Origin of the sequence: Nonomuraea jiangxiensis (assembly GCF_900099965.1) — a bacterium.
Lineage (GTDB): Bacteria > Actinomycetota > Actinomycetes > Streptosporangiales > Streptosporangiaceae > Nonomuraea > Nonomuraea jiangxiensis.
The window spans coordinates 243,611-262,887 of record NZ_FNDJ01000005.1 but is presented as its reverse complement, the minus strand read 5'-3'; the positions used below and the strand labels follow the sequence as shown (position 1 = coordinate 262,887).

The 19,277-nt window shown below is 72.1% G+C and carries 19 protein-coding genes; 11 read left to right on the top strand and 8 right to left on the bottom strand.

The window, feature by feature from the left end:
* The first annotated feature begins 195 nt into the window (after positions 1-195).
* Both BLS95_RS13385 and BLS95_RS13380 read left to right on the top strand, forming a co-directional pair.
* Positions 196-2,334 carry an anthranilate synthase component I gene (locus BLS95_RS13385; RefSeq protein WP_090931264.1) on the top strand — a complete coding sequence of 713 codons (2,139 nt, stop codon included), beginning with the start codon at positions 196-198 and terminating at the stop codon, positions 2,332-2,334.
* Between the two features lie 45 nt (positions 2,335-2,379).
* The gene (locus tag BLS95_RS13380) at positions 2,380-3,606 is read left to right on the top strand and encodes an amidohydrolase family protein (RefSeq protein WP_090931263.1); all 1,227 of its coding nucleotides are present in this window, start codon (positions 2,380-2,382) and stop codon (positions 3,604-3,606) included.
* A gap of 31 nt (positions 3,607-3,637) precedes the next feature.
* Here the strand turns inward: BLS95_RS13380 and BLS95_RS13375 are convergent, their stop codons facing one another.
* Both BLS95_RS13375 and BLS95_RS13370 read right to left on the bottom strand, forming a co-directional pair.
* Positions 3,638-4,120, bottom strand: a complete 483-nt coding sequence (locus BLS95_RS13375; protein WP_090931262.1) for a MarR family winged helix-turn-helix transcriptional regulator — start codon at positions 4,118-4,120, stop codon at positions 3,638-3,640.
* 13 nt (positions 4,121-4,133) lie between these two features.
* Positions 4,134-4,484, bottom strand: a complete 351-nt coding sequence (locus BLS95_RS13370) for a DoxX family protein (protein ID WP_090931261.1) — start codon at positions 4,482-4,484, stop codon at positions 4,134-4,136.
* Between the two features lie 194 nt (positions 4,485-4,678).
* Between BLS95_RS13370 and thyX the strand changes: the two genes are divergently transcribed.
* The gene (gene thyX, locus BLS95_RS13365; RefSeq protein WP_090931260.1) at positions 4,679-5,461 is read left to right on the top strand and encodes an FAD-dependent thymidylate synthase; all 783 of its coding nucleotides are present in this window, start codon (positions 4,679-4,681) and stop codon (positions 5,459-5,461) included.
* Positions 5,462-5,542: 81 nt separating this feature from the next.
* On the opposite strand, the gene BLS95_RS13360 is transcribed toward thyX, so the two are convergent.
* Together BLS95_RS13360 and BLS95_RS13355 are read right to left on the bottom strand one after the other, a co-directional pair.
* On the bottom strand, positions 5,543-5,851 hold the full coding sequence (locus BLS95_RS13360; protein ID WP_090931259.1) for a ubiquitin family protein: 309 nt from the start codon (positions 5,849-5,851) through the stop codon (positions 5,543-5,545).
* A gap of 4 nt (positions 5,852-5,855) precedes the next feature.
* Positions 5,856-6,935, bottom strand: coding sequence for a WD40/YVTN/BNR-like repeat-containing protein (locus BLS95_RS13355; protein ID WP_090931258.1), 1,080 nt, complete (start codon positions 6,933-6,935; stop codon positions 5,856-5,858).
* Positions 6,936-7,086: 151 nt separating this feature from the next.
* On the opposite strand from BLS95_RS13355, the gene BLS95_RS13350 reads away from it, so the two are divergent.
* Positions 7,087-7,884 carry a helix-turn-helix domain-containing protein gene (locus BLS95_RS13350; protein ID WP_176993170.1) on the top strand — a complete coding sequence of 266 codons (798 nt, stop codon included), beginning with the start codon at positions 7,087-7,089 and terminating at the stop codon, positions 7,882-7,884.
* 25 nt (positions 7,885-7,909) lie between these two features.
* Here BLS95_RS13350 and BLS95_RS55625 read toward each other — a convergent pair whose 3' ends face one another.
* On the bottom strand, positions 7,910-9,526 hold the full coding sequence (locus BLS95_RS55625; protein ID WP_176993169.1) for a sialidase family protein: 1,617 nt from the start codon (positions 9,524-9,526) through the stop codon (positions 7,910-7,912).
* Positions 9,527-9,645: 119 nt separating this feature from the next.
* Positions 9,646-10,764 (bottom strand): globin domain-containing protein, encoded by a 1,119-nt coding sequence (locus tag BLS95_RS13340; RefSeq protein WP_090931257.1) that lies wholly within the window; start codon positions 10,762-10,764, stop codon positions 9,646-9,648.
* Positions 10,765-11,168: 404 nt separating this feature from the next.
* Here BLS95_RS13340 and BLS95_RS55620 point away from each other — a divergent pair, with 404 nt between their 5' ends.
* The 4 genes from BLS95_RS55620 (at position 11,169) to BLS95_RS13320 (ending at position 14,082) form a co-directional block, all read left to right on the top strand.
* Positions 11,169-11,474, top strand: coding sequence for a hypothetical protein (locus BLS95_RS55620; protein WP_176993168.1), 306 nt, complete (start codon positions 11,169-11,171; stop codon positions 11,472-11,474).
* A 215-nt stretch (positions 11,475-11,689) separates the two neighbouring features.
* Entirely contained in the window at positions 11,690-12,373 is a 684-nt protein-coding gene (locus BLS95_RS13330; protein WP_090931255.1) for a gamma-glutamyl-gamma-aminobutyrate hydrolase family protein, read from the top strand.
* A 9-nt stretch (positions 12,374-12,382) separates the two neighbouring features.
* On the top strand, positions 12,383-13,300 hold the full coding sequence (locus tag BLS95_RS13325; RefSeq protein WP_090931254.1) for an alpha/beta hydrolase: 918 nt from the start codon (positions 12,383-12,385) through the stop codon (positions 13,298-13,300).
* Positions 13,297-14,082 carry an enoyl-CoA hydratase/isomerase family protein gene (locus BLS95_RS13320; protein WP_245765023.1) on the top strand — a complete coding sequence of 262 codons (786 nt, stop codon included), beginning with the start codon at positions 13,297-13,299 and terminating at the stop codon, positions 14,080-14,082. Before BLS95_RS13325 ends, BLS95_RS13320 begins: the two co-directional genes overlap by 4 nt.
* Before the next feature lie 228 nt (positions 14,083-14,310).
* Here BLS95_RS13320 and BLS95_RS13315 read toward each other — a convergent pair whose 3' ends face one another.
* Both BLS95_RS13315 and BLS95_RS13310 read right to left on the bottom strand, forming a co-directional pair.
* Positions 14,311-15,492 (bottom strand): acyl-CoA dehydrogenase family protein, encoded by a 1,182-nt coding sequence (locus BLS95_RS13315; protein ID WP_090931252.1) that lies wholly within the window; start codon positions 15,490-15,492, stop codon positions 14,311-14,313.
* Between the two features lie 26 nt (positions 15,493-15,518).
* Positions 15,519-16,109 (bottom strand): class I SAM-dependent methyltransferase, encoded by a 591-nt coding sequence (locus BLS95_RS13310; RefSeq protein WP_090931251.1) that lies wholly within the window; start codon positions 16,107-16,109, stop codon positions 15,519-15,521.
* Positions 16,110-16,233: 124 nt separating this feature from the next.
* On the opposite strand from BLS95_RS13310, the gene BLS95_RS13305 reads away from it, so the two are divergent.
* The 3 genes from BLS95_RS13305 to BLS95_RS13295 are packed head-to-tail and all read left to right on the top strand — an operon-like array spanning position 16,234 to position 19,232.
* Positions 16,234-17,898 (top strand): sensor histidine kinase, encoded by a 1,665-nt coding sequence (locus tag BLS95_RS13305; RefSeq protein ID WP_245765022.1) that lies wholly within the window; start codon positions 16,234-16,236, stop codon positions 17,896-17,898.
* Positions 17,895-18,578, top strand: a complete 684-nt coding sequence (locus BLS95_RS13300) for a response regulator (RefSeq protein ID WP_090931250.1) — start codon at positions 17,895-17,897, stop codon at positions 18,576-18,578. The genes BLS95_RS13305 and BLS95_RS13300 overlap by 4 nt, the downstream gene beginning before the upstream one ends.
* A gap of 60 nt (positions 18,579-18,638) precedes the next feature.
* Complete coding sequence (locus BLS95_RS13295; protein ID WP_090931249.1) at positions 18,639-19,232, top strand: phosphoribosylanthranilate isomerase; 594 nt, start codon at positions 18,639-18,641, stop codon at positions 19,230-19,232.
* Positions 19,233-19,277 lie beyond the last annotated feature (45 nt).

Here is a 19,277-nt window from a genome sequence, read left to right as displayed (position 1 = left end):
GGGCGGCGGTTCGCGTTGCGCGATCATGGACGGGCAGATAGCCTGAGCGCATGCGAAATCACGTCCAGCTCCAGTGGTGGCGCCGCTTCTAGGCGGCGCGTGTTTCGCATTCCTCAACGGACGGCCGCCCCGGATGGCGGCCATTCTCGTGTTCGCCCCGGGGCCCTAGCATTTGACCTGGGTAAGGGGCAGCAAGTGGAGACGCGCGGATATACCACCGCCGGGGGCATCGGCGTCGAGCGCGAGGCGCGCGACGTGGATGAGGCGGCTCTCGAAGACATCGTGACGGCCCTGGGCGCACGGCGCGGCGGCGCCTTCTCCTCGGGCATGGACTATCCCGGTCGCTACAGCCGATGGGCGTTCGGCTACGTCGATCCGTGCATAGAGCTGGTCGCCAGGGGGCGCGTCATCTCGGCGACCGCGCTCAACGAGCGTGGCCGCGTCGTGCTTCCCGCGGTCGCCTCCTGCCTGCTGGCCGCGGGCAAGCCGGTCGCCGAGCCCACCCCCGACCGGGTGGAGGTGCACGTCCCCGAGCCCAGCAACCGGGCGGGCGACCTGCTGCCGGAGGAGATGCGCAGCCGCCGGCCCACCGTGTTCACCGCGATCCGCGAGGTCATCGCCGCGTTCAAGGGCGACGACCCGCACCTGGGGCTCTACGGCGCCTTCGGCTACGACCTGGCCTTCCAGTTCGAGCCCATCAGGCAGGAGCTGGACCGGCCCGACGACCAGCGCGACCTCGTCCTGCACCTGCCCGACCGGCTGATCGTGATCGACCGGCAGCGCGAGACCTGCGTCGAATACCGCTACGAGTTCACCGTCGACCGCGCCACCACCCGCGGCCTGGACAGGAGCGGCGAGAGCGCCCCGCCCGTCATGCCCGGCGAGCTGCCGGCCAACCCGCCGAAGGGCGAATACGCCAAGGTCGTCGCCGCCGCCAAGGAGCGGTTCAAGCGCGGCGACCTGTTCGAGGTCGTGCCCGGCCAGGTCTTCCACGCCACCTGCACCGACCCGGCCGCCTTCTACCGTGGCCTGCGCCAGAGCAACCCGGCCCCCTACGAGTTCATCATCAGCCTCGGCCAGGGCGAGCACCTGGTGGGCGCCTCGCCCGAGATGTACGTCAGGGTGACCGGCGACCGCGTCGAGACCTGCCCCATCTCCGGCACCATCGCCCGCGGCAGCAACCCGGTCGAGGACGCCGAGGCCATCCGCACCCTCCTGTCCAGCGTCAAGGAGGAGTCGGAGCTGACCATGTGCACCGACGTCGACCGTAACGACAAGTCCCGCATCTGCGTGCCGGGCACGGTCAAGGTCATCGGGCGCCGCCAGATCGAGCTCTACTCCCGGCTGATCCACACCGTCGACCACATCGAGGGCCGGCTGCGCCCCGAGTTCGACGCGCTCGACGCCTTCCTCACCCACATGTGGGCCGTCACCGTCACCGGCGCGCCCAAGACGTGGGCCATGCAGTTCATCGAGGACCACGAGGCCACCACCCGCCGCTGGTACGGCGGCGCCATCGGCTTCATCGGCTTCGACGGGTCCATGAACACCGGCCTGACCCTGCGTACCGCCCAGATCAAGAACGGCGTGGCGACCGTCAGGGCCGGGGCCACGCTGCTGTTCGACTCCGACCCCGAGGCGGAGGAGCGCGAGACGGAGCTCAAGGCCAGCGCCCTGCTCGGTGCCCTGTCCGCGGTCAACCAGCCCGGCTCCGTGCCCGCCCCCGAGCGCCGGCCGCAGCCCGGCCTGGGCATGAAGGTGCTGCTCGTCGACCACGAGGACTCCTTCGTCAACACCCTGGCCGACTATTTCCGCCAGGAGGGCGCCGACGTGGTGACCATGCGCCACGGGTTCCCGGCACGCATGATCGACTCCATCGCGCCCGACCTCGTGGTGCTCTCACCCGGCCCCGGCTGGCCGACCGACTTCGGCATGGCGGCGCTGATCGACGAGATCTACGCCCGCGACCTGCCGGTGTTCGGCGTCTGCCTGGGCCTGCAGGCGATGGTCGAGCAGGCGGGGGGCACGCTGGAGCTGCTCGACTACCCCGAGCACGGCAAGCGCGGCCGGGTCTCCCGGCTGGGCGCCAGCGCGCTGCTCGACGGGCTGCCCGAGGAGTTCACCGCCGCCCGCTACCACTCGCTGCACGCCAAGCGGCCCGGCGTGGTCGGCTTCACCCCGACCGCGCTCACCCCCGACGGCAACGTCATGGCCATCGAGGACGTCGAGCGGCGGCGTTTCGGCGTGCAGTTCCACCCGGAGTCGATCCTGACGCAGGAGGGCGGCGCCGGTGCGAAAATCATCGCGAACGTGCTGCGCCTCTCTCGTAGGTAGGTAAAAGGGCCGCGGGGGCGTGCGGAGCTCCCCTAGAGTCTCCGCATGCTCCCCGTAGACCTGCCCGACACGGTGCGTGACGCCTTGCTGGCCCCGCTCGTGGACCACCACTGTCACGGGGTGCGGCGCGACGACCTGGCCAGGGCCCAGTTCGAGCTGCTCATCAGCGGCGGCGGCAGCCCGGCGCCGCCCGGCACCACCCACTTCGACACGCCGTTCGGGGCGTCGCTGCGCCGCTGGTGCGCGCCCCTGCTGGACCTGGAGCCGCACACGCCGCCCGCCGTCTACCTCGCCCGCCGGGCCGAGCTGGGCGCGGCCGAGGTCAACCGGCGGCTGCTGGCGGGCGCGGGAGTGGTGGCCTTCCTCGTCGACACCGCGCCGTCCGACACCGCGTCGCCCAACACTGCGCCGTCCAACAATGTGCCGTCCAACAATGTGCCGTCCAACACTGCGCCGTCCGACGCCGCGGACGAGCCCGCGCTGCTGTCGGCCGCGGAGATGGGCCGGCACGGCGGCGCGGCGGCCGACGAGCTGGTACGGATCGAGCAGATCGAACGCGACGTGGCCGCCTCGGCCCAGCTCGCCGTGGACTACCTGGACGACCTCGGCGAGGAGCTGACCGTCAGGGCCGCCAGGGCGGTCGGGCTCAAGACCGTCATGGCCCGCCTGTGCGGTCTCGACCTCGAACCGACCCGGCCGAGCAGGGGCTCGGTGATCGCGGCCGCCAACCGGCGGCTGGACGAGCCCGGGGAGCCGCCCACGGATCCGATCCTGCTGCGCCACCTGCTGTGGTGCGCGATCGACGTGGCCAGGGAGCGTGGGCTGCCCCTGCAGTTCCACTCCGGGTTCGGCGGGGCCGGGGCGGGAAGGGCCGACCCGGCCGGGCTGAGCGAGCTCATCAAGACGCTGCAACCCATCGGCGTGCCGGTGATCCTGCTGCACTGCTACCCCTACCACCGCCAGGCCGCCCACCTGGCCGGCCTCTACCCGAACGTCTACGTCGACGTCGGCCTCGCGGTCCCGCACACCGCCGGCGCCTCGGCCGTCGTCGTGGACGAGCTGCTCACGCTGGCGCCGTTCCACAAGCAGCTCTTCAGCTCCGGCTGCCAGGGCGTGGCGGAGGCGGCCTACCTGGGCGCGCTGTCCTACCGGCGCGCGCTCGGCACGGCGCTGGCCGCCCGGCTCGGCGCGGGGGAGTGGAGCGCCACCGACGCGGCCCGGGTGGCCCACATGATCGGCGCCGGCAACGCCCGGCGGATATACCGCCTGTGAACTCCTCCCCTGACGGCCAGGGGACGCCTGATCAGCAGGTGGGGGCCTCGCGGGCGGACTGCGGACGGCCGTCCATGCAGGCGCCGAGCCGGGTGCCGACGACCTGCATGGCATCCGCCAGGGCGGCCGTCTGCTCCGGAGTCAGGTGGTCGAACAGAACCTCGCGCAGCGCCCGCGCGTGATCGGGGGCGATGGCGGCGATGACCGCCCGCCCCTCCTCGGTGATCTCGGCGACGCTGGCCCGGCCGTCGCTGGCGTCCGGGCGCAGCCGTACGTAGCCCCGCTCCACGAGCTTGCTCACCCGGTGGCTGAGCCGGCTGATCGAGACGTTGCCGACGCTCGCCAGGTCGCTCAGCCGTAACGGGTTGGAAGCCAGCGCGTTGAGCAGGCCGTATTCGACATGCACCAGCCCATGGGCCCGGAACGTCCGCTCCACCTGCGGGATGCCGACGAGCATGACCGCGAGCAGACCCTGCCACGCGCGCTGCTCGTCCTCGCCGAGCCCCTCGACCAAGGAACCCCCAGGGTCAGAAGCGTCCCACCGCGACGATGACCGCCATCGCCAGCAGCACCAGACTAGCCGTGAAGTTCTCCTTCCGCCTCCGGTGCACCGCCGCCGCGAGGATCATCGTGATCCCGAGACCGGCGGCGGCGAGCGGGGTCAGCACGGGCGCGATGCCGGTGAGCCAGGGCACCACGACGCCCAGCCCGCCCAGCACCTCCACCGCGCCGATGCCCCTGATCTGGGCCTGGCTGAAGTCCTCGACGTACGGCATGCGAGGCTGTAGCCGCTCCTTGGGCTGGGTGAGCTTCCCCGCGCCCGCCGCGATGAAGGCGACGGCGAGCAGGACCTGCAGCACCCAGAGGAAGACGTCCATAACTTGACCCTTCAAGTATCTAGAAGGCCCCCACCGTAGACCAAATAACTTGAAGCAACAAGTATCGCTTCCCGTCCGTCTCCGGGAGCCTTTCGCCGCCGGTGGGAGAGGGTGCCGGGTGCCGACTCGCGCCGAGCGGCGCGACCTGGTTTGCTGGGGGCCGTCACAAACACCCAACCCGAGCGGGGGCTCCCATGCGCACTGTCGAACCCGAGGTCTTCATCGTGGCCCGTCCCGAGCTCGACTACGACGAGCTGGCCAGATACCTGGGAGAGGTCGGCGGTGAGAGCTGGCTGGAGCGGCTGGACCGGGGCGACCTCGACGCGCAGAACCTCGCGGAGTTCGCCGGCCGGCTCTGCTACCGCTCCTTCGAGCCCGGTCTCAACCCCAACGTGGTCAAGATCAGGGACAACCAGGACGACTATCTGCGTAACATCCTGGCCAGTGCGCACGGTTCCGTCCTGGAGCACGTCAGCTTCAGCTTCGTGCTGCACAATGTCAGCCGTGTCCTCACCCATGAGCTTGTGAGGCATCGGCCCGGCGTGGCCATCTCCCAGGAGTCGCTGCGGTTCGTCCGCCTGGACGAGCTGCCGTTCTGGTTCCCCGAGTGGGCGCAGGCCGACGAGGAGCTGATGAAGCGGGCCACCGCCGTGCTGGAGCAGCTTGAGCACTTCCAGCAGTGGATGGCCGGCCACTTCGGGCTGGACGAGGAGGGCGTGAAGTTCTCCGAGAAGAAGCACCGCACCTCGTTCATGCGCAGGTTCGCCCCCGAGGGAGTGGCCACCGGGCTGGTGTGGACCGCCAACGTGCGCACCCTGCGGCACACGATCGAGGCCCGCACCGCCGTCGGCGCGGAGGAGGAGATCCGTCTGCTGTTCCAGCGCATCGGCGGGATCATGCGCAAGGAGGCCCCCGCCCTCTTCGGCGACTACGTCGTCGAGGACGGCGCCTGGATCCCCGGCTGGCGCAAGGTCTAGCCGCATCGGCCACGAGCCCGGGCGCTGCCGCCGCCGGGTGAGCGACGGCAGGCCCCCCGCCGGGGCGGGCCTCCAGGGCGGTCAGGCGAGCGCTGGAAGGACGTAGACCTCGGCGCCCGGGGGCAGGGCGCAGTCCAGGCCGCCGAGGCCGCGGGCGTTCTCGCCGCACACGATCATGCTGATGTGGCGGCGGATGCGGCCGTAGTCGTCACGCAGCCGCTCCTCCAGCAGCGGATGCGTACGCCGGAGCATGTCCAGGGCCGAACCCAGGGTGGGCGGGGAGTCGCGGTCGGCGCCCACGGCGAAGACCTTGACCTCCGTGCGCCCGCTGACCCATCGCCGCAGCGAGTTGGGCAGCACGAACACGACCATCATCACCGGCTTCGTCATGTGACTAGAGCACCGCCGCGCGCACGCTCAGCACGTCGGGCAGGTGCCCGCCGACCAGCGACCAGGTCTCTCCGTCGTCACGCGAGCCGTAGACCTCCCCGTCGCGCGTGCCGAAGAACACCCCCGCCGCCGACGCCGTCATCGCGTCCCGCAGCACGGAGGCGTGCACGGGCCCCGCGGGCAGCCCCGAGGAGAACGGTCGCCACGTGCCGCCCGCGTCGTCGCTGCGGTAGACCCGGTAGAGGTGGTCGACCGGGGTGCGGTCCATGTCGGCCCGCAGCGGCAGCACGTAGATCGTGCCGGGCCGCGACGGGTGCGCCACGATCGGGAACCCGAAGTCCGACGGCAGGCCGGAGCCGATGTCCTGCCAGCTCCCGCCGAAGTCGTCGCTGCGGTAGACGCCGAAGTGGTGTTGCAGGTAGAGCCGCTCGGGCCGGGCCGGGTCCATGCCGACCTTGTGCACGCACTGCCCGAACTCCGGATATTGCTGCCCCTCGGGCAGGAACGGGGCGCGGATGTTGTGGTTGGCGGCCGACCAGGACCGGCCGCCGTCGGCGGTGCGGTAGAAGCCGCCGGTGGAGATCGCGACGCCCATGATCGCCGGGTCGGTGGGATGGTTGACGATCGTGTGCAGGCACAGGCCGCCGCCGCCCGGCTCCCAGTGCTCGCGGTGCGGGTGCTCCCACAGGCTCTCGACGAGCCGGTAGGTGATCCCGCCGTCCTCGGAACGGAACAGCGCGCCGGGCTCGACGCCCGCCCACACCACGCCGGGCTCCGACGGCGAGGGCACGAGCTGCCAGACCTTGGCCAGCGTGGCCCCCGTGCCCTCCGGGAAGGCGATGGGCGGCTGTGGCGCCTCCTCCCAGGACTTTCCGAGGTCATCCGAATACATCACGGACGGCCCGAAATGGCCGTATTCGATGCCGGCCAGCAGCCGAGGGGTGGTGCCGCGGGTGTCGATCGCGACCGACGTCACCGCGACCGTGGAGAACTGGATCGGCTCGATCTCGAACGGCCCGCCGTCCGCCGAGCGGGCCAGGAACAGCCCCTTGCGAGTGCCGATCGCGAGCATTGCCTCACTCATAGCATCGCTCCCAATGTTCGCTTGCCGCCATCGTGCCACGCGGCACCGACAGCCGCCGAGGACTGGGAGATTCGCCCCAAGGCTCGTCCTCCAGAGCGCATTACCCGGCGGGTAATCGTGGCCCTTCCCCGCACCCGGTAGGTTTCCGGACATGGAAGCGGTCGCGGTACGAGAAGAGACCTTCGGCGCGTTGCTGCGCGGGTGGCGGCAGCGCCGCCGGGTGAGCCAGCTGGACCTCGGCATCGAGGCCGACGTTTCGGCCCGTCACATCAGCTTCCTGGAGACCGGGCGCGCCCGGCCGAGCCGCGAGATGGTGATGAGGCTGGCCGAGGAGCTGGGAGTGCCGCTGCGGCACCGCAACAGGCTGCTGGTGGCGGCCGGCTTCGCGCCGGTCTACCCCGAGCGGGAGGTACGCGCCCCCGAGCTGGGGGTCGTCCGGCAGGCGCTGGACAAGATCCTGGCCGGGCACGAGCCGTACCCGGCGGTCGTCGTGGACGCGGCGTGGAACCTGGTGGCGGCCAACACGGCGGCCGCCATGTTCACGGAGGGGGTCCCGGCCGAGCTGCTGAAGGAGCCGGTCAACGTGATGCGGCTGTCGCTGCATCCGGCGGCGATGGGCGGCCGGCTGCTGAACCTGGCCGAGGTCCGGGCCTACCTGCTGTCCCAGTTGCGCAGGCAGTCCGAGGTGTCGGGTGACGAGCGGCTGGAGGCGTTGTACGACGAGCTGGCCTCGTACACGTATCCGGGGGTGGACCTGAACGTGGGGCACGTGCCGGGGCCCGCCGACATCCTGGTGCCGTTGCGGATCGCGGCCGGTGACCGGGTGCTGTCGATGTTCACGACGATCGCGACGTTCGGCACGCCGGTGGACGTGACGGTGTCCGAGCTGGCCATCGAGACGTTCTGGCCCAGCGACGAGGAGACCGCCGCCGCGTTCGCCAGGCCCTGAGGCCCGGCCCCGCGGGCCGGCACCCCTAGCGGGCGGTCAGGGGGAGGCCGGGGCCGGTCTCGCCACTGGCGATGGGGGCCTCGACGGACAGGGGGGCGATGCCGCCGTCCGTGATCGGCAGCCCGCCCGTGACGGTGTAGGTCCGCATGTCGAACGCCCCGCCGGTGGACGCCGTCGCGGCGATGAACGCCGGGAAGGCGTTGCCGCCGGGCACGACCGAGGTGGAGATGTAGTCGCCGACCATGCGGCCCTGCGTGGTGTTCGCGAGCCAGTCCGGCGCCATCGGGCCGTATAACTCGCGCGGCGCCGACCAGCTCGCGCCGCCGTTGGTGGAGGAGATGAAGGCGACGGTGAGGCGGCAGGTCGCGGCGGTGCAGGCGGGGTCCGGGTAGCGGTAGTAGGTCAGGGCGAGCCTGGCCGTGGTCCCGTAGCTGGCACGGTCGACGCCGAGGCCGGGGATGAAGTGGTCGCCGTCGCCGTCGGTGACCCGCAGTACGTCGTCCCAGTCGGCCCCGGTGGCGGACTTGCTCAGCACGATGTCGTTGCCGGCGCAGCCGTACTGGAAGCGGCAGTCGTGCCAGACGACGTACACGTTGCCGGCGGCGTCCGTGTCCACCGACGGCAGCGGCGTGGCCCGCAGCCCGCCCGCGACCGTGTGCCGCTGCATCACCGCGACCAGTACGGAGGCGCTCCACGTGACGCCCCCGTCGCGGGAGCGGAAGGAGCGGATCTGGCCGTCGGCGCCCAGGTACGGCACCACCACCGTGCCGTCGGGCCGCACCACCGGCTGCCCGCCGAGCCCGGTGGCCGAGGTGCCGGTCACGGTCCAGGTGAGGCCGCCGTCGGACGAGCGGGCCATCCTGATCGCGTTGCCCGCGCCGTTGTCGTCGAACGCCGTGTGGCAGCGGCCGTAGTACGGGCTGGCCGGGGTGTTGTCGCACGCGATCCAGCTCTTGTCCAGGTCACCGGACCCCGCGACGGCGGTCGTGACCGGTCCGCCCCAGGTGAGGCCGCCGTCGGCGGACCGGCTGGTGAGCACGGCGGTCCCGCCCGTGCCGGTCATCGCCAGGGAGGAGATCAACCAGACGCCGTGCCTGGCGTCGTAGGCCACCGACGGGTCGCTGACCCGCTGGTACGGCCCGCCGCCGAACCCGGTGATCCCCGGCAGGACGCCCTTCGTCCAGGTGGCCCCGTTGTCGGGGGAGGCGGCGAACGCGATGCCGGAGGCCCCTCCGTCGAAGAACCGGCCCGCCTGCTGCGCCACCACGATGGTCGTGCCCGACTGGAAGGTGTCCGGGCCGGCCTGCGTGCCGTGCTGGCTGGTGGCGTTGGCGTAGGCGTCCGTTCCCAGCTCGGTCAGCGGCACGCCGGCGGCCTCGTCGACGGCGGCGGCTTCAGAGGCGGTCCCGGCCTCGGCGGCGCCCTCGGTCTCACCCTCGATCTCGTCGGCGGTCTCGTCGGAGGCGGAGGTGGTGGCGGTGGCGGAGGTGGTGGCGGTGGCGGAGGTGGTGGCGGTGGCGGAAGCGGTGGTGGCGGTGGTGGTGGCGTTGGCGGGTACGGAGACGAGCAGCGACATCGCGGTGACGACGGTCGAGACGATCAATAACCCGCCGATTTCTCGGCGCCGGGCGGGGGATGGCACGGGCAACCTCCACGGGGCGTGTCACCTTCCACATGGCACCCTGCAACCCCCGCTGTCAACCTCCTGATCAAAAAACGGACCTCCGCGGCCCCCCCGAGAAGCCGGACACTCGGCGGAGGTCAGCGTTCGCCCTGGACGATGTCCCGGTGGATGCGTGACAGGGGCACGCCGTCGAGCTGCAGGCGGCGCACCGTCTCGTTGACCATCGGGGTCGGGCCGCACACGTAGACGTCGTGCTCGGCCCAGGACCGGAAGCGCTGGGTGACCTCGGGCAGGGTGCCGCGCATCCCGTCGTACGAGGGCTGGTCCGACACCACCGGCAGCACCCGCAGCCAGGGGAACGACGACTCTATCCTGATCAGGTCGGGCAGGTCGTACAGCTCCTCGGCCGTGCGCGCGCCGTACAGCAGGTGGATGTTGGGGCGGCGGCCGGAGGCGACGATGGACTCGATGATCGCCTTCAGCGGCGCCAGGCCCGTGCCGCCCGCCACGCACAGCACGTCGCGCCCGCTGTGCTCGCCGGGCGTCATCGTGCCCATCGGCGGCCCCAGCATGACCGTGTCGCCGATGCGGGTGTGGCTGAGGAGCGCGTTCGACACCCAGCCGCCGGGGACCGAGCGCACGTGCAGCCGGATCGTGTTGTCCCGGCGCGGCGCGTTGGCGATCGAGAACGTCCGCCAGACGCGCGGCCAGCGCGAGGTCTGCACGTTGACGTACTGTCCCGCCGTGTACGGCAGCGGCTGCGCCGGCCGCAGCGTGATGACGGCGATGTCACGGTAGCGCCGCTCGTGGTCGATGACGTCGGCCGGCCACCAGGCGGGGGAGACCCCGGCGTCGGACTCGGCCGATTCGATCATGAGATTGGCGGCGGCCGTGTACGCCGACGCCCAGGCCGCCTCGATCTCGTGATCCCAGACGTCGGCGGCGAAGCGGCGGATCGTGGCCAGCAGGGCGTTGCCCACGGCCGTGTAGTGCTCGGCCAGCACGCCGTACTTGCGGTGGTCCCGGCCGAGCTGCCCCAGGAAGGCAGCCAGGCTGTCGGGACTGTCCAGGCTCCACACGATCCGGGTCAGCGCCTTGAACAGGCGGTCGCGCTGGACGTCCATGGCAGGCGGGAACATGCCTCGCAGGGACGGATTCTCAGCGAACAACCGGCCGTAGAAATAGGCCGTGGCCTGTTCGGCCGCCGGCTCGACGAGGGAGAAACTCTCCTTGACCAGGCGCGGATTCAACGACATATACCTAACCCCACCCCTTGGACCGGAAGTGCGACTCCGGTCGTGCCGTTCACCTCCCTGACGGTTCCGGGTAGCGAGCGCGGCGCGGGCCCCGGCTCAGCCGCCGCGTTCGAAATCGAGTGTTACACCACCCATGAGGTGCCACAACCGTTTCCCTGCAATATGGCGGGAAGCAGAACTATCAGTAATGGTGTCGTGATTCTGCGCGCTCAACATCATTGCCATTTCAACTAATAAATGCGAAGATAAGTCATATTCGCTTTCAATTCAGCGAGTTCCGCGGACAGGCCGAGGCAGCGGAATGCTCCTGAGTCCGGAAAAGTCGTGATCCCGGCCGCCCGCCGGACGACGCTGTTCCGGTTCGGCCCGTTTCCCGAACGGGCGGGCGGGCGTACCATCCGGCCATGGCAGTCCTTCATCCCAGGCGCGTGGCCTGGGAAGGCGCCCGGATCTTCGTCGTGGCCGCGAAATCGGACGCCTACCCCTGGCTCAGCGAGAACGTGGGCCACTACCTCGGGATCATGTACCAGCTCCAGCTCTCCGAGACCCGGCTGCGCCTGCAGGCCGAGACCGGGGCGGCCGCGGCGGAGACGGCGTACGAGGAGGTGGGGGCGTGGCGCGCCCGCCTGGACGATCTCCTCGACACCCACCCGGGCACGGCCTCGATCCTCACCCAGCTCATCACCGAGACCACCGCCCGCCTCCCCTGACGCCCGCGCCGCCGCCACCCGGCCCCGGGCCCCGGCGTGGCATCCCACCTGGACCGATTCCCCGACCCCGTGCCCCGGGTGAGATATCGGGCGAAAGCCGTGGATCTTGGGGACGGGTGACATATCGGAAACAGAGTGCGCCATGATGGGGCGTGTGGTCGTCACCTCGACCGGCTGATGGCGGCACGAACTCCGCCATGCCCCCTGGAGATCGAATGTCCCGACCCTTGATCGGAATCACCGCCTACTTCGAGGCCGCCCGCTGGAGCGACTGGGTACGCGAGGCCGTGCTGTCGCCACCCGCCTACGCCAAGGCGGTCGGGAGGGCCGGGGGAGCGCCCGTGGTGCTGCCGCCGCTCGGCCTGAACGCGATCGAGGACTACGTCCGCGGCCTCCAGGGCGTCGTCCTGGCCGGCGGCGTGGAGCTGGCCGCCGCCGCGTACAACGGCGAGCAGGACGCCAGGGTCCCCGAGCCGCAGGCGCACCGCGACCGGTTCGAGCTGGCCCTGGCCAGGGCCGCCGTCCAGGCCGACGTGCCGATCCTGGCCATCGCCCGGGGCATGCACGTGCTCAACGTCGCCCAGGGCGGCACGCTGATCCCCTGGCTGCCCGAGGTGCTCGACAGCGACCGGCACACCGAGCCCGGCACGACCCACACGATCCAGGTCAGCGTGTCGAGCAAGCTCGGCAAGGCCGTCGGCGACCGGGTCGAGGTCACCGCCCCGCACCACCAGTCCGTACGCCGCCTCGGCACCGGTCTGCTGGCCGTGGCCTGGGCCGAGGACCAGATCGTGGAGGGCATCGAGCTGCAGGGCCACCGCTTCGGCGTGGGCGTGCAGTGGCATCCGGAGCGGGACGACCATCGGCTCTTCGATGCGTTCATCGAGGCGGCCCGCTAGGCTGCGATCATGCCGCTGCATCCTCAGGCGCGGGACTACCTCACCCGCTACCTGCCGGACGAGGAGACCGATTTCGACGCGCTCGACCTGGACGCGATCCGGGAGGTGCGCGCGCAGGCCGACCCCGTCGCGATCCAGCGCGGCCCGCTGACGAAGCTGCCCTTCGTCCGCGACGAGCTGGCCGAGGGCGTGCCCATCCGGATCTACCGGGCCGATCCCGGCGACGGCCTGCTGCCGGTCGTGGTCTTCTTCCACGGCGGCGGCTGGGTCTACGGCAGCGTCAAGCGCAGCGACGCGCTCGGCCGGGACCTGGCGATCCGCACCGGGGCGGTGGTCGTGTCCGTGGACTACCGGCTCGCCCCCGAGCACCCCTTCCCGGCCGCCGCCGACGACGCGTGGACCGTGGTGCGCGACGTCTTCGCCCGGCCCGCCTTCTACCAGAGCGTCGGCAGCGTGGCGGTGATGGGCGAGAGCGCGGGCGGCAACCTGGCCGCCGTGGCCGCCTGGCAGGCGCGCGACGCCGGGCTGCGGCTGACGCACCAGGTGCTCGTCTACCCGGCGCTCGACCTGGCCCTGGACACGCCCAGCCACAAGGAGTTCGCCAGCGGCTATGTGCTTACGGCCGCAGAAATGACGTGGTTCGCCGAGCAATACGCGCAGGCCGCCGACCGGGCCGACCCGCGGCTGTCCCCGCTGCTGCTGGCGGACCTGGCGGGGCTGGCGCCCACGACCGTCGTGACGGCCGAGTACGACGTGGTGAGGGACGACGGCGAAATGTACGCCCGGCGGCTGGCGGAGGCCGGCGTGCCGGTGGACAGCCGCAGGTTCGACGGCGCCCTGCACGGCTTCTTCGGCCTGCCGGGCCTGTTCGACCAGGCCACGGAGGCCCGCGACTACGTGGCGCGGCGGCTGCGGGAGTCGTGGTGACCTACGACAAGCTCAAGCTCGACACCCCGGCGGAGGGGGTGCTGCGGGTCACGATCAGCGAGCCGGCCCGGCTCAACGCCGTGGACACCACGGCCCACCGCGAGCTGGGCGAGATCTGGCGGGACGCCGACCGCGACGACTCCGTCAGGGCCGTCCTCGTGCGGGGCGAGGGCCGGGCGTTCTCGGCCGGCGGCGACCTGGCGATGATCGAGGAGATGACCCGCGACCACGCCACCAGGCTGCGCGTGTTCGCCGAGGCCCGCGACATCGTCTACAACGTACTCAACTGCTCCAAGCCCATCGTCTCGGCCATCCAGGGCCCCGCCGTCGGCGCCGGGCTCGCCGTGGCGCTGCTGGCCGACATCTCCGTCGCCGGGCGCACCGCGCGGATCATCGACGGCCACACCAGGCTCGGCGTCGCGGCCGGCGACCACGCCGCGATCGTCTGGCCGCTGCTGTGCGGCATGGCCAAGGCCAAATACCACCTGCTGCTGTGCGAGCCCGTCACCGGCGAGCAGGCCGAGCGGATGGGCCTGGTCAGCCTGTGCGTGGACGACGACGAGGTGCACGACAGGGCCATGGAGATCGCCGTCCGGCTCGCCGCGGGCGCCCAGGAGGCGATCAGGCTCACCAAATACTCGCTCAACAACTGGCTGCGCCTTGCCGGGCCCACCTTCGACGCCTCGCTGGCCATGGAGTTCCTCGGTTTCACCGGCCCCGACGTGGCCGAGGGCGTACGCGCCCTGCGGGAGAAGCGCCCGCCGTCGTTCGGCGGGTCCTGAGCCCCGCACGGTCGAGCGGGCCGGCGGGTGTGCTTCGCCCCACCTTGGGTAGGCGGCGTGCAGAGGCACAGATCGCAGTGGCCGGCCTCGGGGCCGCGCCATCGAGGGCTAGTCCGCCGAGGCCGAGAACGCTGCTCCGGGGGACGAAGCAGAGGCTCCGCTGGCGCGCTCGTCGGCCGGTTCACCCGGCAGCGGAGGAGGGGATTCACGAGGTTCCCCCCGGCGCGGTCAGAAGCTGCGTGGCAGCCCCAGCACCTGCGTCGCGAGGTAGTTGAGCAGAAGCTCCTCGGTCACAGGTGCGACCTTCCCGATCCTGGCGTCGGCCAGCAGCCTGGCCACCGGATATTCGAGCGAGTACGCCATCCCGCCGTGCGTCTGGAACGCGGCGTCGGCCGCTTCCCAGGCGGCCTGCGAGGCGGTCAGCTTGGCGATGTTGGCCTCGGTGCCGCACGGCAGGCGCTGGTCGAAACACCAGGCGGCCTTGTGCAGCATCAGGCGGGCCAGCTCGATCTTGGCCTTGACCTGCGCCAGGGGGAAGGCGATGGCCTGGTTGGCGCCGATCGGGCGGCCGAACACCTCGCGTGACGTGGCGTACTCGACGGCCACCCGGAGCGCCACCTCGGCCCCGCCCAGCGCGGAGGCGGCCAGCAGGATCCGCTCGGGGTTGAGGATGTCCCACAACACGGCCGAGCCGCCGTCCACCTCGCCGACGACGTCCGAGGCGGGCACCCGTACGTCGTCGAGGAAGACCATGTTGGACGGCGTGGTGTTCGCGCCCAGCTTGGGGATCGGCCGGTAGGACAGGGTGCCGGCGGCTACCGCTTCCGGCACGTTCACCAGGAACACGGTCAGCCCGTGCGTGCGCGGGCGCGCCTCGGCGGCCGGCACGGTCCTGGTCACCAGCAGCATCCAGGTGGCCCGCTGCACGCCGGTGATCCAGATCTTCTGTCCCCTGATCACGTAGTCGTCCCCGTCGCGCCGGGCCGACGTGGTGATCGCCAGCGAGTTGGACCCGGCGTCCGGCTCGGTCAGCGCGAAGCAGGTCTCCAGCTCGCCGGCGGCCAGCCGGGGCAGCAGCGCGGCGCGCTGCTCGGCGGTGCCGTGGCGGGCCAGGGTGAGGGCGCCGAAGCCGGGCGTCAGCACGTACGTGAACGCCGAGCCGCCGGCCGCGCCCGAGGCCGCCAGGGTCTCGGTCGCGACCGCCAGCTCCAGCAGTCCCTGACCGCCTCCGCCGTATTCCTCGGGCACCGCCAGGCCGAGCCAGCCGCCCTTGGCCAGCTCCTCCCAGACCTCCTCCGGCCAGCGCTTGTCGGCCTCGCACCGTTGCCAGTAGTCAAGGTCGTAGCGGGAGCAGATGTCGGCGATGCCGCGCTGGACGGCCAGGGCACTCTCGGGAAGGGAGAAGTCCATCAGGCCATCGTAGAATCGCGTTCTGATCAGGGTCGAGGCCGGCGTGCGTGGAAGACGAAGGCCGGGGGCGTGTTGCGCCACACCGTACGCCCCGCGATCACTTCCTCGAACCGCTCGGCCAGCATCGAACGGAACCGCCGGGCCGAGTTGAGCGGGATGGCGTGCACGTACGAGAACGTCGTGAACGCCGCCCCGTGGCTCATCGCCGCCGTCACCGCCGCCAGCAGGTCACGCTGGGCCTGCGGGGCGAAGGCCGCCCACGGCAGCCCGCTCACCACCACGTCCGCGTGCGGGAGCCCGCGCTGGCCGAGCAGCTCGCCGAGCCGCTTGGCGTCGTCGTTCACCACGTCCACGTCGGGGAAGCGCCCGGCCAGCAGCGTCGCCATCGGCTCGTTGAGCTCCACGGCCAGGTGATGGCCCCGCCCGGCCAGCCGCTGCTGGATCTCCGCCGTGAAGACCCCGGTGCCGGGGCCCAGCTCGACCACGGTGGGCTCGCCCCGCTCGGGGATCGGCGCGCAGACGGCCGAGGCGAGCCGGCGCGAGCTCGGGGCGACCGCGCCGATCGTGGCGGGGGCACGCAGGAACTGACCAAGAAGCAAACCGGTGTCGTTCGGCATGGAACAAACATAGGGGGCTATAAGTCCAACTCGCTCCGCCAATCAGCCGGATCTCCGGCCACTTGGAGGAGGCGGTGTCCTCCGTGCGGAGGATCAGGTTGTCACGCCCGGATACCGTGGATACATGCGTTGGCGCGGTATCCCGCTGGATGTCCTGTTCGCGGTCTCGGGCGTGGGCATGGACCTGCTGACGACGGCGCACGCGGGCGACACCGAATACCTGCCCGCCGCGATGAACATCCCGCTGGCGCTGCTCGTGGGCCTGCCCATGGGCTTCGTACGGCGCCGGCCGGTGCCCGTCACCCTCTACCTGGCCGCCTTCCTGGTCCTCACCGACCAACTCGGGTCGTCCACCTCCAACACGGCGCAGATCCTCGTCTGCGTGGCGCTCGCCGTGACCGGCTACCGCTCGAGTCTGCGGGCCAGCGCCGCCGCCGTAGTCGTCACCATCGCCGCCACCGCGGTCAACCTGGCCGACCCCGGCATCGCGCTCACCAGGAACTCCTGGGTGTACTCCGTCCTGCTGCCGGTCTTCCCCGCCGTGATCGGCGCGTACCTGCGCAGTTCGGCGGAGCGGCTGGACGAGCGCGACCCGACCCCGGACGCGCTGCTCGCGGCCGGCGGCGTGGCGATCACCGTGCTCAGCACCTGGACCTTCTGGCACGCCGGCTCCCAGCCCGTCTGGCTGATCGGGCTGCTGGCCGTGGTCGGCGGCCTGTCGCTGGGCGTGGCCAGGCGGCTGCCCGGGCTGGTGTTCCTGCTGCAGGGCGTGCTGCTGCTCGCCGCCGACACCTATCTGCCCGTGGTCGTCAACACCTGCCTGATCCTGACGCTCATCGCGATCGGCGTGTTCGCCATGCGGGTGCACTTCTGGCTCTGGACGGTGGCCGCCTACCTCGCCGGCTGCCTGCTGACCTCGATCGCCGTGGTCGGGCCGGTTACCGGCGTCACCCCGTTCCGGGTGGGGGTGCTGATGACGCTGGTGGCCACGCCCATCGCGATCGGCCGCTACCTCGGCATGCGGCAGGCCGCCGCGGCCGCCGAGCGGGCCCGCGCCGAGGAGTCCGCAAGGGCGGCGGTCGCCCAGGTACGGGCCGACCAGCTCGCCGAGCGGGAGAGCATCGCCCGCGACGTGCACGACATCGTGGCCCACCACGTCGGCGCCATGGTGCTGCGGGCCGGCGCCGCCCGCTACGCCGCCCCCGACGGGCCCGTGGCCGAGGCGCTCGACGACATCCGCCACACCGGCCACCAGGTGCTGCAGGACCTGCGCGGCCTGCTCGACCTGGTACGCGACCCCGAACACCGGCCCGGCCTGCTGGCCGACCCCGCCGACGTCGTACGCGAGGCCGCCGAGCGCATGACCGCCGCCGGCCTCGCGGTGGAGCTCGCCCTCGACCCCGCCACCGACGAGGCTCCGCTGATCGCCCGGGCCTCGGCCGCCCGCATCGTCCAGGAAGGGCTCACGAACGTGCTCAAACACGCCGGTCCCGGCACCGAGGTCCGGGTCGACGTCACCGGCGGCGGCGACGGGCTGTCGGTGGAGATCCGCAACGGCCGCCCGCCCACCGTCATCGAACGCCTGCCCTCCTCCGGCAACGGCCTGGCCGGCATGCGGGAGCGGGTCCGCGCCCTCGGCGGCACCCTCACCGCCGGCCCCGACGGCGAGGGCGGCTGGCGGCTGACCGCGACCCTGCCGGGGAGCCAGGGGACGGACCTGAGCACGGGCCTGACCACGGGGCTGACGACGGGCCTCACCACGGGCCTGACCACGGAGAGCGCGTCATGATCCGCGTGCTGGTGGCCGACGACCAGGCCCTGGTGCGCGCGGGCGTGCGGATGCTGCTGCAGGCCGCGGGGGACATGGAGGTCGTGGCCGAGGCCGAGGACGGCGCCGGGGCGGTGCGCCTGGCCGCGCACCACCTGCCGGACGTGATCCTCATGGACCTGCGCATGCCCGTCGTCGACGGCCTGGAGGCGATCAGGCGGGTGCTGGCGGCCCGGCCGGGCGCCAGGATCGTGGTGCTGACCACGTTCGCCGACGACGCCAACGTCTACGCCGCCCTGCGTGCCGGGGCGGTCGGCTTCCTGGTCAAGGACGACGAGCCGGAGCGGATGGTGGAGGCCGTGCGCAGGGCCGCGGCGGGGGAGCAGCTCCTGGCGCCGTCGGTGCTGCGCCGGGTCGTGGAACGCTTCCTGGCCGCCGAGGAGCAGGCCGCCGCGCCCGCCTGGCCCGCCGGGCTGACCGAGCGCGAGCGGGAGGTGATCGCCCTGGTCGGCACCGGCCTGTCCAACGCGGAGATCGCCGAGGAGCTGCACGTCGGCGTCACGACGGTCAAGACGCACATCGCCGCCGCCATGGAGAAGCTGGGCCTGCGCAACCGCATCCAGGCCGCGGTCGTCGCGCACCGCGCCGGCCTGGTGGACGCCGCCTTCCGCCCCGTCCGCCCGCCCAGGGGCCGGCCCTGAACGCGGTCCTGCCCGCCCGGAGGGAGAGGAAAGCGGCCCCCGCCCGCTAAGGTCTGAAGGGTGTACGTGAAGATCTGCGGGTTGAGCGAGCCCGAGCACGTGGCCACGGCCGTCGCCGCGGGCGCCGACGCCATCGGGTTCGTCATGACCCGGAGCCCGCGCAGGGTGACGCCCGAGCGGGCGGCCGAGCTGGCCGCGGCGGTCCCCGCCCACGTGCTCACCGTGGGCGTCTTCCGCGGTGAGGACCCCGACACGGTGCGGGCCGCGGCGCTGACCTCCGGGGTGCGGGCGGTGCAACTGCACGGCAGGCACCCGCACGCCGACTTCACCGCGCTCAAGGACCTCGGCCTGACCCTGATCAGGGCCGTCGACGCCGAGGCCGACCTGCGCTGCGGCGCCTACGACGAGGACCTGCTCCTCGTGGACGCCCCGCACGCGGGATCGGGCCTGCCGTGGGACTGGGCGGCCGTGCGCGGCCGGCCGACGGGCCGCTGGATGCTGGCGGGCGGCCTCACCCCCGCCAACGTCAACGAGGCCGTGGCCGCCGCCGAGCCGTGGGGGGTCGACGTCTCCAGCGGCGTGGAGACCGCTCCCGGGGTGAAGGACCCGGCCCTCATCAAGGCGTTCCTGGAGGCCGTAGGCCGGGACGGCTGAGCCGCCGCCACGCGGCGCCGCGATCCCCGGGGAGGGGCATCGCGT

Bases quoted from the DNA above. Each gene is read 5' to 3' on its own strand.
- BLS95_RS13310 (WP_090931251.1), bottom strand. From the start codon at position 16,109: ATGCCGAACGACACCGGTTTGCTTCTTGGTCAGTTCCTGCGTGCCCCC.
- BLS95_RS13300 (WP_090931250.1), top strand. From the start codon at position 17,895: ATGATCCGCGTGCTGGTGGCCGACGACCAGGCCCTGGTGCGCGCGGGC.
- BLS95_RS13340 (WP_090931257.1), bottom strand. From the start codon at position 10,764: ATGTCGTTGAATCCGCGCCTGGTCAAGGAGAGTTTCTCCCTCGTCGAG.
- BLS95_RS13370 (WP_090931261.1), bottom strand. From the start codon at position 4,484: ATGGACGTCTTCCTCTGGGTGCTGCAGGTCCTGCTCGCCGTCGCCTTC.
- BLS95_RS13325 (WP_090931254.1), top strand. From the start codon at position 12,383: ATGCCGCTGCATCCTCAGGCGCGGGACTACCTCACCCGCTACCTGCCG.
- BLS95_RS55620 (WP_176993168.1), top strand. From the start codon at position 11,169: ATGGCAGTCCTTCATCCCAGGCGCGTGGCCTGGGAAGGCGCCCGGATC.
- BLS95_RS13360 (WP_090931259.1), bottom strand. From the start codon at position 5,851: ATGACGAAGCCGGTGATGATGGTCGTGTTCGTGCTGCCCAACTCGCTG.
- BLS95_RS13315 (WP_090931252.1), bottom strand. From the start codon at position 15,492: ATGGACTTCTCCCTTCCCGAGAGTGCCCTGGCCGTCCAGCGCGGCATC.
- BLS95_RS13350 (WP_176993170.1), top strand. From the start codon at position 7,087: ATGGAAGCGGTCGCGGTACGAGAAGAGACCTTCGGCGCGTTGCTGCGC.
- BLS95_RS13355 (WP_090931258.1), bottom strand. From the start codon at position 6,935: ATGAGTGAGGCAATGCTCGCGATCGGCACTCGCAAGGGGCTGTTCCTG.
- BLS95_RS13330 (WP_090931255.1), top strand. From the start codon at position 11,690: ATGTCCCGACCCTTGATCGGAATCACCGCCTACTTCGAGGCCGCCCGC.
- BLS95_RS13305 (WP_245765022.1), top strand. From the start codon at position 16,234: ATGCGTTGGCGCGGTATCCCGCTGGATGTCCTGTTCGCGGTCTCGGGC.
- thyX (WP_090931260.1), top strand. From the start codon at position 4,679: ATGCGCACTGTCGAACCCGAGGTCTTCATCGTGGCCCGTCCCGAGCTC.
- BLS95_RS13380 (WP_090931263.1), top strand. From the start codon at position 2,380: ATGCTCCCCGTAGACCTGCCCGACACGGTGCGTGACGCCTTGCTGGCC.